The following is a 14769-nucleotide window of genomic DNA, read 5'->3' as shown; positions in this document are numbered from 1 at the left end:
TTGTTCGTTGTTCGCTTATTTCTAATAACGAAAAACCATCAACTAACAACCAACAATTAACTCCTCGGATGAAACTGCTGAACCACACTTCGTAAATAATCTCTGTCTAAATGTGTGTAAATCTCTGTAGTCGTAATCGATTCGTGCCCCAGCATTTCCTGCACGGCACGTAAATCAGCACCGCCTTCAATTAAGTGCGTAGCAAATGAATGCCGGAAGGTGTGCGGACTAATCGTTTTCTTTAAACCTATGGTGGCAACCAGGTTTTTAATAATGGTAAAGATCATCACGCGAGTGAGTTTCTTGCCACGTCTGTTCAGGAATACGTGTCCTTCAAATCCTTTTTGCACAGGAATCAGCGGCCTTATTTGTTGTAGGTAGATGTTTACATATTTCGTGGCATCCTGCCCAATCGGCACCAGTCTTTCTTTGTTGCCTTTACCGATCACGCGCACAAAGCCAACAGCTTTTTCTTCCAGGTATAAATTATTAATCTTCAGCTCCACACATTCAGAAACACGTAAGCCGCAGCTGTATAATACTTCTAAGATGGCGCGGTTGCGTTGCCCTTCAGGAGTAGATAAATCGATAGCCGCAAAAAGTTTATCAATTTCTTCTACACTCAGTGTATCGGGTAGTTTACGCCCTAGTTTAGGACCTTCTAATAAAGCAGTAGGATCATCACTGATCAGTTCTTCAGCAATCAGAAATTTATAAAATGCCTTTATGCCAGAAAGTATGCGTGCCTGACTATAAGCACTCATACCCAATTCGGAAATGTATTGGATGAAAGCCTGTAATTGCGGATAACTTAATTTCAATGCCGAAGTATTCGGATAAGTCATCTCCGTAAACTGCGCCAGTTTTTCTACATCACGACTATAAGCTTCTATGGAATTTGAAGAAAGTGAACGCTCCAGTTTCAGGTACGTTTCGAATTGCTTGATATAACTCGTCCACATATGCCACAGCAAGGTAGAACAGCCGATGAACACTTGCTAAGCCTCAACAAAAATTTAAAAGAATGATGTTATCAATCTTCGCAGTCAACGGTCATGCGTTCGTAGGTAAGCCCGGGGCCATCGCAAGCCTGCCAGGTTCCGTATAATTTGCCATTTGATAATCGTAATGTTTCTTTGTCGGCAGCCATGCAAGAACCAACAATCTCGCTGGCAGCCTCATACTGGAATTCTATCATTTGCTCCTCTCCGATGTTAACAAATTTATACCTGCCAATTGCCTGTAACTTTTTATCTCCACGCCTCTCTTTCGTAAAAGTCGAATCAGCATGCAGGATGTATGATTCCTGCCAGCTCATGGCTTCTCCTTTCTGGGGTGGCACATTGGCCATATTACCAGTCATTTCCACCAATTGCCATTTTACTGCGCAGGCACTTTTCTGCGTTTGTGGGGCATTAAAGCAGGCTGAAAGCAAAATTCCTGTTAAAAGAGGCACTGAGGTAAATCTGTTCATGCTAAGTTTTTAGGCTTTAGACAAGATTAGGCATTAAATAGTTGTAAAACCTGAGATTGGAGGTTCGAGACTAGAGGCTAGAAGCTAGAAACTCGTAGCTGGCAGCCATCAGCTTATAGGTTATTTTAAGATGCTGAAAATCAATTATTTAACCAAAATTTCATTGCATTTCATCGCTCTAAAACAATCTTCTCACAGTATTTTACCATTTCCTGCACATTTCCTATCTTTGCACCTCATTTTAAAAACACACAAAAACATGAACAATTACGAGACGGTATTCATTTTAAATCCCGTTTTGTCTGAAGATCAGATGAAGGATACTGTCGACAAGTTTGTGAAGGTGTTGAAGAAGGCCGATGCTAACGTGGTAAACGTTGAGCATTGGGGACTTAAGAAGCTGGCATACCCAATCCAGCATAAGTCAACCGGCTTCTATGCACTGATCGAATTTGCCGCAGCTCCTAGTCTAATCAACACTTTGGAAACAGAGTACAGACGAGACGAATCAGTTATGCGCTTTTTAACAACCGTGTTGGATAAGCACGCTGTTAAATACAACGAACGCAGACGCAAAGGCGAGTTTAACAAAGGAAAAGTAAAACCTGTTAGAAAAACTGAGGAGGAATTAGCACGATGAGCTTACAAAACGAACCAATCAAGCGCGCTGAGGTAAAACCTAAGTATTGCCGCTTTAAGAAAAACGGTATCAAGTATATCGATTACAAAGATCCTGATTTCTTGTTGAAGTTTATCAACGAGCAAGGTAAGATCCTTCCAAGAAGGCTAACCGGAACCAGCTGGAAATTTCAGACTCGCGTGGCCCAGGCTGTAAAGCGTGCACGTCACATGGCGATTCTACCTTTCACTGGCGATGGCTTGAAATAATTGTCCAACACGAAAACGAAAGAATCATGGAAGTAATTTTGAAAACAGACGTTGCGGGTTTGGGCTATAAAAATGATGTGGTAAAGGTAAAACCTGGTTATGCCAACAATTACCTGATCCCTTCTGGTGTAGCATCAGTAGCAACAGATTCAAATAAAAGAATGGTAGCGGAGAACATCCGCCAGATGGCGCACAAGGCTGCCAAGTTAAAGCAGGATGCTGATGCATTGGCTCAAAACATTGGTGACTTAACGCTTACTATCGGTACAAAAGCTGGTGAAACAGGCCGTATTTTCGGTGCTGTAACGGCTATTCAGGTAGCTGATGCATTAAAAGCTAAAGGCTTTGATGTAGACCGTAGAAAAGTAGTATTGAAAGAAAGCCCTAAGCAATTAGGAACCTACTCAGTATTGCTTGATCTCCACAAAGAAGTAAAGCATGAGATTAAAATCTCTGTAGTAGCTGAGTAATCAGTACTGAACAAATAATAAAAGGTCAACCATTACTGGTTGACCTTTTTGTTTTAGTCTCTTCACACCCTCGACTTACCACGCTCGTGTTCTCATTCTTATGTGTTGACCACCCTACCAATGGAAAGAGGCAGAGGTTGAGGCTAAAAATCTCTATCTTTCGTCATGTTCCGCACTGAACTCCTTACAACGCCTGCTAAGCATAAATCAGGACTTAATAATTCCTACCTCACTATAGGCTCTTGCTTCGCAGATGCCATTGGCTCACGAATGAAGGAAGCTAAGTTTAAGGTGATTGTAAATCCATTTGGCACCGCGTACAACCCGATCTCCATTCATTATTTACTGTCGCATGCACTCTCAGGCACAAGGCTGGCTGAGAATGCTTACGTAGCACAGCAGGATGTATTCCTGAACTATCATTTGCATTCTTCTTTCAGTGCCATGAGTAAAACTGAATTGCAACAGAAGATTCAAAAAGAAATGAATAGTGTGCTCGCGACTTTACAGGTTTGTGACGTTTTATTGATTACCTACGGTACTGCCTGGGTTTATAAAAGAAAAGCAGAAGGCGATATTGTAAACAATTGCCATAAGCAAGTTGCTTCCTTGTTTAATAAAGCATTACTAAGCGAAAAAGAAATTCAGGACAGTTTTGACAATTTATATCAGACGCTAAAAAAAGTACGGCCCGATTTACGCATCATCTTAACCTTAAGTCCCGTAAGGCACATGAAAGATACCCTGGAACTTAATGCTGTAAGTAAAGCAACATTACGCACCAGCTGTTATCATTTAAGTAAGCGATATGCTGACGTTGACTATTTCCCGGCATACGAAATCATGATGGATGATTTGCGTGACTATCGCTTCTATAAAAGTGATATGTTACATCCGACAGCAGAAGCTGAAGATTATATCTGGGAAAAATTTCAGCAAACCTATTTTAATGCTGATACCATCGCTTTCATTAAAAAATGGAAAGAAATACAGGCAGCATTAATGCACAAACCTTTTCACCCCTCTTCTGCTGCACACCAACAATTTTTAAAGTCACTTTACACTAAAGCAAGTGAACTAAAAAATGTGGTGAATGTTGAAGAAGAACTGTTGCTTATCAAATCGCAGCTTAATGCAATTTGATATCTAATGTCGTTTAGCCAAGCTTCCATTTTCATCCTCTCCGATCGGAGAGGATTAGAGGTGAGCCTGCCTACACGTGGCCGTTTCGGCAGAGCCATGGCTATAAAAAGGCTTGACTAAACGACATTTCCCTTGAAATCTTGAATTTAAAATCTTGAAAGATCATGAAGCCCAACCGTCTTATAAAAGCCACATCACCTTACCTTTTACAACACGCATTAAATCCTGTAGATTGGTTTGAATGGAATGAAGAGGCCCTTGCAAAAGCACAAGAGGAAAATAAACCCATCCTGGTTAGCATAGGTTACTCCTCTTGCCATTGGTGTCATGTCATGGAAAAGCAGTCATTCGAAAACGAAGACATTGCTGCGCTGATGAATGAATTCTTCGTCTGTATAAAAGTAGACAGAGAAGAAAGACCTGACATCGATCAGGTTTACATGGAAGCGGTACAAGCCATGGGCGCTAATGGAGGCTGGCCTTTAAATGTTTTTTTAACCCCTGATCAAAAGCCTTTCTTTGGTGGTACTTATTTTTCACCGAAAGCCTGGGCGCAAGTACTCATCAATATCAACAAAGCATACAACGATAAACGAGAACAGGTACTGGCTTCCGCGGAAGAACTACGAAACATACTCACCAGTAATGACATTGAACGATTCAAACAAAATAACTCCATCAACGACCTGAAACAGGAACTTGAGCAAGCATACCAATCTACAGCACCCAAGTTTGATAAAACCTGGGGCGGTATAGACAAGGCACCTAAGTTTATTATGCCATCCGTCTGGCAATGGATGCTTCGTTATTACAAACTCACCAACAATGAAGAAGCATTAAGTCACCTCAACCTTACCCTTAAGCGCATTCTATATGGGGGTATCTACGATCAGGTAGGCGGTGGCTTTGCCCGTTATTCAGTAGACAGGGAGTGGTTTGCACCACACTTTGAAAAAATGCTTTACGACAATGCACAATTGTTAAGCCTTTACGCTGAGGCCTATGCCCTGACCAAAGACACAGAATATAAAAGAGCCGTAGAAGAAACTTTCGGATGGTTAGAAAGAGAAATGAAGGATCAGGAAGGTGCTTATTACGCTGCACTGGATGCGGATAGCGAAGGTGAAGAAGGTAAGTTTTATGTCTGGACTGATGCTGAACTAAAAAGTGTTTTGAAAGAAAATTATGCAGCAGCTATAAAACACTTCGAATGTACTACCGAAGGAAACTGGGAGCATGGCAACAACATTCTGAAGCGAAAGGCCGATAGTGAAGTAGATCATGAACTACTGAATAAAATAAAAAGTGAATTGCTGACGGTACGCGATAAAAGACCGAAACCTGGTTTAGATGATAAAATACTCAGTGGTTGGAATGCGCTCACCGTTATCGGGCTTACAGATGCTTACCGCTATTTGCAGGATGATAAATATTTAAGCGCTGCAAAAGGCATTATCAATTTTATAGAGAAAAAGCTTTTAAAAGACAATGTTCTCTTTCGTTCTTATAAAGATAAAACCTCTGCTACAGAAGCATTTTTGGATGATTATGCCTCCCTGATTGCTGCCTACATCGCTATGCATCAGGTTACATTGGATGATTCCTACCTTGCAAAAGCTAAAGACTTAACTGCCTCAGTACTTGATAAATTTTTTGATGACAGCGATGGTTTCTTCTACTATTCTTCAAAACAGGATCTCATCGCACGCAAAAAAGAAGTATTCGATAATGTAATCTCTTCTTCCAATTCCATGATGGCCCGAAATTTGATCTTACTTGGACAGGTTTTTGAGCATGATCACTATTTACGACTGGCTGAAGGCATGATTAAATCGCTGGCCCATGTACTAAGAAGCGAGTTGAACTACACAGCCAACTGGGGCATGGCGGCTATGGAACTATACCACACGCGTGCCGAGGTAGTAGTTACCGGAAAAAAACTGCATGAAAAAGTGAATGAATTGCATGCTGAGTTTCTTCCTTTTACACTGATCATGCAAGCAAATGAAAAGGGCATTTTATCCCTCGCAAAAGGAAAAACGAATGAAGAAAGTGATTTAAAAGTATATGTTTGTTTTAATAAGACCTGTAAATTGCCAGTAAACACCATTAAAGAAGCCTTACAACAAATCAAATGAAAAGTATAGCCCTCTTACTACTCATCAGTTTCTCCGGTTTCGCCCAAGTAAGTCATGGCCGGTTGGAACGCATTGAAGATTTTAAATCCACGCACGTAAGCACGCGCCATGTAGAAATATGGTTGCCGGAAGGTTATGGTGCTGATCCAAAAAAGAAATACCCTGTTTTATACATGCATGATGGGCAAAATCTTTTTCAGGCTTCAACTGCTTTTAACGGGCAGGAATGGGGCGTGGATGAAACACTGCATGCTTTAATGCACAAAAAAGATGTACAAGAATGTATTGTCGTTGGCATTTGGAATTCAGGAAAACGCTTTGCTGAATATTTTCCTGCCAAAGCCTTTCCCTTTTTATCTGACGAGGCTAAAGAAAAATTTACTAAAGTCTCTGGCGCTCCCTTGTCTGATGAGTACTTGAAATTTATAGTAACAGAACTAAAACCCTTTATTGATAAAACCTTTCACACCAAACCAGACCGCGATCATACCTATATGGCTGGCTCTAGCATGGGTGGTTTAATTTCTTTATACGCTGTACTTGAATATCCCGATGTTTTTAGTAAGGTTGCTTGCTTATCAACACACTGGTTAGGTACACTTGACCTTAAACAAACCGAAGTACCCATGGTGCTTGAGAAATATGTGAAGGAACATCTTCCCAAATTTAACCATACGTACATCTATTTCGATTATGGCACTGGTGGTTTAGATGCCTATTATGAAAAGCATCAAAAAGTGGTTGACGAGATTATGCAAGAACGTGGCTATCCAAAAGAACATTGGGTAACCAAAAAATTTGAAGGAGCGGAACACCATGAAGCAGACTGGAGAGCACGCTTTGATATACCCGCAAGGTTTCTGTTAAAACATTAGACGATTCACTGTGTCACTTTTTGAATCAACCAATACACTGTTTGCAGAACTCTTACTTCCGGTACCCATTCCGAAATTATTCACGTATCGTGTTCCAAAAGATTTTAATGATTACATCAAAATAGGTCAGCGCGCCATTGTTCCTTTTGGAGAGCGCAAAGTGTTGACAGGGGTGGTTACCCAACTTCATTCAAATCCACCCAAGGATTATGAAGCGAAATACATCTTAGAATTGCTCGATGAAGAGCGAGTCGTTTCTGATATACAGTTTCGCTTTTTTCAATGGATTGCCGATTACTATTGCTGCACGCCCGGTGAAGTACTTAATGCTGCCTTACCCGCAGGACTTAAGTTATCCAGCGAAAGCATGGTGCAATTACATCCCGCTTTTGACTGGAATGAAAGTAATTTTGAGTTTACACAAAAGGAAGAAGTCCTCCTAAAACGTCTGGCGCAAGAACCACTTACCTATACAGATATTTCTAAAATACTAGGTGTTAAACAAGTTCACAGCATTCTCAAATCGCTAACAAAAAAAGAAGCCATTATTGTTTTTGAAGAAATCAAAGATAAATACAAGCCCAAAACAGAAAGGCGCATCAGATTATATGAAGCTTATGTAAATAATAAACAACTGGAAGGATTATTTGAATTGTTAGGTAATAAACCTAAACAAGAAGAAATTTTACTCCGTTATCTACAGGAAGTTCCTGTGCTGCAAGATAAAACATTAAACAAGCAGGGTATTAGTCGCTCCACACTCCTGCAGTCTGACTTGTCAGAATCATCCCTCTCAACCCTGATCAGAAATAATATACTTGAAGAATTTGAAATCCACATTTCACGATTCGACTATAGTACAACAAACGAAAAACAGGAAATTGTATTAAGTCAGGAACAAACTGAAGCTGAGCAAAGTATACTGACTGCTTTCGAGAAACAAAATACTGTCCTCTTGCATGGTATTACTGGAAGTGGCAAAACTGAAATCTATATCAACCTGGTGCAGAAAGCCCTGGCTGACGGATCGCAAGTGCTCTTATTACTACCTGAGATTGCTCTAACTACGCAGATTGTCCAACGGCTTAAAAAAGTGTTTGGTGAGGTAATGGGTATTTATCATTCTCGCTTTACTGACAATGAAAGGGTTGAAGTCTGGAAGAACATACTTAATGGTACCTTTAAATTTATTGTAGGTGTTCGCTCTTCTATTTTCCTTCCTTTCGAAAACCTCGGCCTTGTCATCATAGACGAAGAACACGATTCTTCTTATAAGCAACATGAGCCCGCCCCACGCTATCATGCACGTGATAGTGCTATTTACCTGGCACAGTTACACCACGCTAAAGTATTATTGGGCTCAGCTACACCTGGCATTGAAACTTATTTTCAAACAGAACAAAAAAAATACGCTTTAGTAAAACTTGATAAACGCTATGCTGAAGCACAATTGCCGACTATTATTATCAGCAATCTGCAAGAAGAGCAACAGCGTAAAACGAACAAAGGTGAGTTTTCCGGTTTATTGATCAGGAAAATGGAAGAAGCCTTGGCTGCCAAAGAACAAGTCATCATTTTTCAAAACAGGCGTGGTTATTCACCCAGCATCAGTTGTGAGGATTGTCATTGGATACCCAAATGTGTTAACTGTGCCGTGAGTCTCACCTACCATCAATACAGGAACGCACTCATTTGTCATTATTGTGGTTATAAAGAGTCTATGCCCGATCAATGCCCTACCTGTACCTCCAAGCGCGTTAAAACCATAGGCTATGGAACAGAAAAACTGGAAGAGGAATTGAATCTTCACTTTCCGGATGCCAATGTGCAACGCATGGACCTGGACACTACACGATCTAAAAGCAGTTACGAAAACATTATAGAGCAATTCGAAAAAGGTGAAACCAATATTTTGGTAGGCACACAAATGCTTACCAAAGGTTTGGACTTCGACAATGTAAGTCTGGTGGGTATTTTTAATGCTGATCGCATGTTACACTTTCCTGATTTCAGGTCTTATGAAAGAGCTTTTCAACTGATTACACAGGTAAGCGGACGGGCAGGCCGAAGAAAGAAAACCGGTGAAGTCATTATTCAAACGTCTCAGGCTGATCATCCCGTACTCAATTATATCCTCAACCACGATTATCAAGGATTCTACCGTGCAGAGCTAAACGAGCGACATCAGCACGTGTATCCACCCTACTCAAGATTAATCGAACTCACAGTTAAGCATATCGATAAAAAAATATGCAGACAAGCATCCAGCGAATTGGCAGAAAGCATTCGGAATACCATTGCAGATATTCAGGTGCTGGGACCTGGTGAACCGATGATTTCCAAAATAAGGAACCAATACCTGATGAGTATTCTTGTCAAGATAGCCAGAGGGAATCAACAATTAGCTCAAATTAAAAAAAGCATACAAGGTGAAATCGATCGCCTGAACAAGGAAAAAGAATTTCGCGCTGTACGCTTTATTATTGATGTTGATCCTATCTAATCTGAAATTAAAGTAGTAATCCGTTTCGTTAACTAAATCCGTCAGACCGCTGCATACTTTAGAATTCAGCGGTCGGACGGATTACCTTAGTTTATTTAGAAGCCATCTCAAAAATACTTCGAACCTAAAAAATCGCGTCATTGCGATGAACGAAGCGTTGAATGTGTGTTGGGGTAATGACGAGTCCTCTTATTTTTTAGATAAGCGCTAGTGTTATTACCTAGTGTGTAAAAAAAATCAAAGTATACTCCACGCTTCATTTAACACAGCAATAGACGCATGCGCAGTTAAATCAAACTGACAAGGCACTACAGAGATATAGTTATTGGCAATTGCCCATTCGTCATTGTCTTCACCTTTGTCGAAGTTCACAAAGTTGCCTGCCATCCAGAAGTAACGTCTGCCATTAGGGTCTCTTCGTTCATCAAATTCTTCCACCCATTTGGCATTTGCTTGTCTGCATATGCGGATGCCTTTAATCGACTCGTTACGCTTAGGGGGAAAGTTGACATTCAGGGCAACACCTTTAGGTAAGCCTTTTTCTAACACCTGCAAGGCTATCTTTTTGATATATTCTTCTGCATGACTAAAGTCTGCATCGTGTCCAAAATCACAAAGTGAAAAACCTATTGCGGGTGTTCCTTCAATAGCTCCCTCTATCGCTGCTGACATTGTGCCTGAGTATAATACACTAATAGAAGTATTGCTGCCATGGTTAACACCGCTTACAACTAAATCAGGCTCACGATGGTCACGCAACACATAATGTCTCGCCATTTTTACGCAGTCAGCTGGAGTGCCTGAGCACTGATATGCTTTCACACCTTCAAATATGGTCGACTCTTCCAGACGCAAGGTCTCTCCTACTGTAATGGCGTGCCCCATACCCGACTGTGGACCATCGGGCGCCACTACGATAACCTCACCAATCGTTTTCATCACATTCACTAAAGTGAGTATACCTTTTGAAGTAATACCATCATCATTCGAAACCAATATCAAAGGTCTTTTCATTTATTAATAATTTTAGGTTTAATCTAATGAAATGTCCAGGTTAATGATCAGCTGTGTGGTTGAGCCCTGCTCATGGACATTTCATAAATGTTTGTCGACTATTTAATTATAAGTTATTGTAGAATTTCACGATCCGTACAAGATCAAATTTATCGTCCACCTTTAAACGATTGTCTTTCATATAATCCTCCACTTTGCCCGACTTCTTTCCCATCATATTAAGTAGTTCCGCTCTCTTAATTTCCAGGGGTTCAATGCTGCCATTTTCCTTCAAAAGGAAATAAGTATTGACCAACACCAGGCGTGTATAAGAGCCTACCATATACGGGCTGCTATAGGTTTTGTATTCCAATGCTTCACGACCTAATAATGTCAAATCACCTTCAGCCAGCAATTCAAAAAATACAGGAGCTTTATAATCAGTGTTGGTGGCATAAGGGAGTGAAAAGAATTGACGGTACTTGCGTATGGTACTGTCAAAAATCTCAAAATACAACACTTTACGAGCTGTTAGCGCTTGCGCTATAGACTGGCCATGTTTGTATTGAATTAAATCTTGCTGCAAATCATATTTAACCTGACCTCTTAATGTATCGCCTGACTCAAGCACTATTTTTCCTTCATGCCAAAGCTCAAATGCCCACTCCTGCGCATTCACCTGTATGGTAAAGCTTAAACAAATAATGGATAGTGAAAGAAGATGCCTCATGTTAGTATAACGATTCATGTCACTCCTAAGTTTTCTTTTCTATGTATACGTTCAGTGCTTAAAACGACACACAATCAAAAACCAATATCTTATTTCGCTATTTTTCCTAAAATAGTGTGTCCTAATTTATCGCGTTTTGTAGTCAAGTATTTTTCGTTGTGAGGATTAGGTGAGATCTCAATTGAAACATTATCAACAATCTCTAATCCATACCCCATAAGGCCTACACGCTTTTTCGGATTATTCGTAATCAGTTTGATTTTCGTAATATTCAAATCTCTTAATATCTGCGCACCAACGCCATAATCGCGTTCATCCATATCAAAACCTAACTGAATATTAGCCTCAACAGTATCCAGGCCTTCTTCCTGCAGTTTATAGGCCCTCAGCTTATTGAGCAAACCAATCCCTCTACCTTCCTGATTCATGTAAAGCACTACACCCTTGCCTGCTTTGTTAACCAACTCCATGGCTCGGTGTAACTGTGGACCACAATCGCAGCGACACGATCCAAAAATATCACCGGTAACACAAGATGAATGCACACGTACCAGGACAGGTTCGTCTTTTTCCCAATCGCCTTTTACAAGCGCCATGTGTGTATCGCTGGTATTGAGTTGTTTATAAGCCACTAATTTAAAGTCACCATAAGCAGTAGGCATGTTCACATCTACTTGTCTTTCTATCAGTGATTCTTTTTTCAGTCTGTACTCGATCAGGTCTTTAATAGAGACGAGTTTCATGTTAAACTCTTTAGCTACATGAACCAGATCAGGAAGGCGTGCCATGCTGCCATCTTCTTTCAAGATTTCAACCAATACACCTGCAGGTTTAAACCCGGCCAGTCTGGCAAAGTCCATCGATGCTTCTGTGTGCCCTGCTCTGCGTAACACACCTCCACGTTTTGCTTTCAACGGAAAAATATGACCAGGCTTGCCCAACTCTGCCGGATCGGTAGCAGGGTCAACGAGGGCCCTGATGGTTTTAAAACGATCGTGGGCAGAAATACCCGTTGTACAACCATGACCAATCAAATCAACAGAAACGGTAAAGTTAGTTTCATAAGCAGCCGTGTTTTTGCCTACCATCATTTCCAAGCCGAGTTCTTCACAGCGGTCTTCAATTAAGGAACAGCATATTAAGCCTCTGCCATGTCTGGCCATGAAGTTCACTATCTCTGGCGTAATAGCTTCTGCCGCACAAATAAAGTCGCCCTCATTTTCACGATCTTCATCATCCACCACAATAATCACTTTACCATTCTTGATATCTTCAATGGCTTCTTCAATCGTGTTTAATTTTATCTCGCTCATATTTCTAAAAATTTACCGAAGTGCTTTCGGTTTTCTTCTCACTTACTTTTTTGTTATTCAAATCCGTCTGACCGCTGTTTACTTTCGCATTCAGCGGTCTGACGGATTGTCCTTATTGAATTTCAAATTTGAACTTTGAAATTGAACTACTTGGCTATCACGATACCTAAAGTCTCCGCAATTTCCCTTTCCGCATTCTTTAATTGCTCATGGATTGTCATAAATTTATCCAGGTCTGCATCGCTTGTGGCCAGCTTAATTTTCTGCAAGTTATCTTCCATTAATTTCTGCACGGCTCTGAACTTAAATCGCAACACATTGCTGTAGGCCACATCGCCTATTACCTCTTTTTCATGCGGGAAAAAGATGTGATACTTCTCACTCCAATGCGGACTGGTGTGATAACGTGAAGTCATCAGGTCAGCCACAATTTTTTTCACTTCTGCAGAACCATTTTCTAAAAAGTAAAATTCATCTACTGCCTTACCCTCATTGGATAAGGTTTTAAAGGTTTGAAAAATCTCTCCAAACACAGGATTCGTAAACACCACCTCATCCATTTCATGTAACAAATAATGGATGAGCTTTTGTTCCTCCACTGCACTCTCGGCATAATTCAATAACAGGCGTATGGTTTCACGCTCCTGCATTTGCACCATGCCGCTGGTATCCAGTTTAGTGCTCTCTTGAAACTCTTCACTAAAATCTGGGGCAACTTCAGGTTCATCCTTTACTTTCTCTTGCTGCTTTTTGCGTTCGCCAATCAGTATTTTGTTGAGCTCCGTCAGCAATACACTTTCCTGTATTTTTAGCAGCACACTTGTTTCTTGGATGTACACCGAGCGCTTAATCGGATCGGGTATTACTGAGATACTGGTGATGATCTCACGGATGGCCTCTGCCTTTTTAATCGGATCGCGCGAAGCATCTGCTGCATACAGATCTATCTTAAAAGAAATAAAGTCTTTAGTATTCTGCTGAAAATAAGCTTTCAGTTCTGTGCTGCTGTGTTTCTTCGAAAAACTGTCCGGGTCATCGCCATCGGGCAATAATAAAACGCGCACATTCAATCCACCCTTCAGTACTAAATCGATACCCCGCAGGGCTGCTTTAATACCTGCCGCATCACCATCAAATAAAACGGTAATGTTTTCAGTAAACCTGCGAATGAGTTTAATCTGCTCTTCCGTTAAAGCGGTACCCGATGATGCTACGGCATTTTCAATACCGGCCTGATGCATGGAGATCACATCGGTATAGCCTTCTACCAAAAAGCAAAAATCTTCTTTGCGAATGGCATTCTTCGCCTGATACATACCATAGAGCACATTGCTCTTGTGGTAGATCTCCGTTTCAGGTGAGTTGATGTACTTCGGCTGGTCTTTCTCTTTGGTTAAAATACGGGCACCAAAGGCAATAATTTTACCCGCCAGGTTGTGCACCGGAAAAATCACCCTTCCGCGAAAACGGTCATAGTGTTTTTGATCCTCTTTATAAATAACCAGCCCTGACTTCTCCAACACTTCAGCACTATAGCCTTTTGTCAGTGCTGTTTCCTCCAGGTTGTGCCACTCATTCAGGGCATAGCCCAGTTCGAATTTTTCTATGGTGCGGTCATTAAAGCCACGTTCGTGGAAATAACTCAAACCTATGCTTTTTCCCTCCTCATGCTCTTTTAAAAGGCCCTTATAGTGCTCTTTGGCAAAGTTCATGACGATATAAAGACTGTCGCGGGCGCTCAGGGCTTCCAGCTCTTCCTTGGCAGCTACCGTTTCCTTCAGTTCAATACCGTACTTTTTGGCCAGGTAACGAAGGGCTTCGGTATAGCTCATGCCCTCGTGTTCCATTATAAAAGTGATCGCATCCCCGCCCTTTCCGCTACTAAAATCCTTAAAAATGCCTTTTGCAGGCACCACATAGAACGAAGGTGTCTTTTCGTTGTTAAAAGGGCTAAGTGCCTTATAATTCTGACCAGAGCGCTTCAGGGTGATAAAATCGCTCAGGACATCGACAATGTCCATGCGGTTCTTAATATCATCTATGGTTTCGCGGCTGATCATGAATTGGGGGGCTAAGATACCTATTGGAGGCTAGAGGTTGGAGGATGGATTTTTAGATTTCTTAGATAATTTGATAGAATCTAAAATTGAAGGTTTTATCCGCCACTGATTACACGGATTTACACAGAAAAAACCTAGTTTTTTTGCAAAAATTCAAAAGATTTCTGTCAAAACAAGCTTCT

Annotated in this window: 13 protein-coding genes; 7 read left to right on the top strand and 6 right to left on the bottom strand. The window is 40.9% G+C overall.

The annotated features are described in order from the left end of the window. Window positions 1-56: 56 nt before the first annotated feature. Entirely contained in the window at window positions 57-962 is a 906-nt protein-coding gene (xerD, locus tag ACO1XM_RS15705; protein WP_486230681.1) for a site-specific tyrosine recombinase XerD, read from the bottom strand. 71 nt (window positions 963-1033) lie between these two features. Further along, window positions 1034-1474: a hypothetical protein gene (locus ACO1XM_RS15700; RefSeq protein WP_486230679.1), complete on the bottom strand. Its 441-nt coding sequence runs from the start codon at window positions 1472-1474 to the stop codon at window positions 1034-1036. Window positions 1475-1733: 259 nt separating this feature from the next. On the opposite strand from ACO1XM_RS15700, the gene rpsF reads away from it, so the two are divergent. From rpsF to priA, 7 genes are all read left to right on the top strand, one after another. Continuing rightward, window positions 1734-2114 carry a 30S ribosomal protein S6 gene (gene rpsF / locus ACO1XM_RS15695; RefSeq protein ID WP_127123634.1) on the top strand — a complete coding sequence of 127 codons (381 nt, stop codon included), beginning with the start codon at window positions 1734-1736 and terminating at the stop codon, window positions 2112-2114. Then, the gene (gene rpsR / locus ACO1XM_RS15690) at window positions 2111-2362 is read left to right on the top strand and encodes a 30S ribosomal protein S18 (RefSeq protein WP_127123633.1); all 252 of its coding nucleotides are present in this window, start codon (window positions 2111-2113) and stop codon (window positions 2360-2362) included. Before rpsF ends, rpsR begins: the two co-directional genes overlap by 4 nt. A 26-nt stretch (window positions 2363-2388) precedes the next feature. Beyond that, the gene (rplI, locus tag ACO1XM_RS15685; protein ID WP_486230677.1) at window positions 2389-2832 is read left to right on the top strand and encodes a 50S ribosomal protein L9; all 444 of its coding nucleotides are present in this window, start codon (window positions 2389-2391) and stop codon (window positions 2830-2832) included. A gap of 165 nt (window positions 2833-2997) precedes the next feature. Next, a complete protein-coding gene (locus tag ACO1XM_RS15680; protein WP_486230674.1) occupies window positions 2998-3975 on the top strand; it encodes a GSCFA domain-containing protein in 978 nt (325 codons plus the stop codon). 164 nt (window positions 3976-4139) lie between these two features. Continuing rightward, entirely contained in the window at window positions 4140-6113 is a 1974-nt protein-coding gene (locus ACO1XM_RS15675; protein WP_486230672.1) for a thioredoxin domain-containing protein, read from the top strand. Beyond that, the gene (locus tag ACO1XM_RS15670) at window positions 6110-6988 is read left to right on the top strand and encodes an alpha/beta hydrolase (protein ID WP_486230670.1); all 879 of its coding nucleotides are present in this window, start codon (window positions 6110-6112) and stop codon (window positions 6986-6988) included. The genes ACO1XM_RS15675 and ACO1XM_RS15670 overlap by 4 nt, the downstream gene beginning before the upstream one ends. 10 nt (window positions 6989-6998) lie before the next feature. Then, the gene (gene priA, locus ACO1XM_RS15665) at window positions 6999-9491 is read left to right on the top strand and encodes a replication restart helicase PriA (protein WP_486230668.1); all 2493 of its coding nucleotides are present in this window, start codon (window positions 6999-7001) and stop codon (window positions 9489-9491) included. Between the two features lie 237 nt (window positions 9492-9728). Here the strand turns inward: priA and surE are convergent, their stop codons facing one another. From surE to dnaG, 4 genes are all read right to left on the bottom strand, one after another. Further along, on the bottom strand, window positions 9729-10505 hold the full coding sequence (surE, locus tag ACO1XM_RS15660) for a 5'/3'-nucleotidase SurE (RefSeq protein ID WP_486230666.1): 777 nt from the start codon (window positions 10503-10505) through the stop codon (window positions 9729-9731). A 106-nt stretch (window positions 10506-10611) separates the two neighbouring features. Then, window positions 10612-11232, bottom strand: a complete 621-nt coding sequence (locus tag ACO1XM_RS15655; RefSeq protein WP_486230664.1) for a hypothetical protein — start codon at window positions 11230-11232, stop codon at window positions 10612-10614. 71 nt (window positions 11233-11303) lie between these two features. Next, window positions 11304-12527, bottom strand: a complete 1224-nt coding sequence (locus ACO1XM_RS15650) for a bifunctional 3,4-dihydroxy-2-butanone-4-phosphate synthase/GTP cyclohydrolase II (protein WP_486230662.1) — start codon at window positions 12525-12527, stop codon at window positions 11304-11306. 146 nt (window positions 12528-12673) lie between these two features. Beyond that, on the bottom strand, window positions 12674-14587 hold the full coding sequence (dnaG, locus tag ACO1XM_RS15645; RefSeq protein WP_486230660.1) for a DNA primase: 1914 nt from the start codon (window positions 14585-14587) through the stop codon (window positions 12674-12676). Window positions 14588-14769: the final 182 nt, after the last annotated feature.

The organism is Chryseotalea sp., assembly GCF_057350905.1.
Note: the sequence above shows the minus strand (reverse complement) of the source record. Positions and strands in the feature narration are given on the sequence as shown.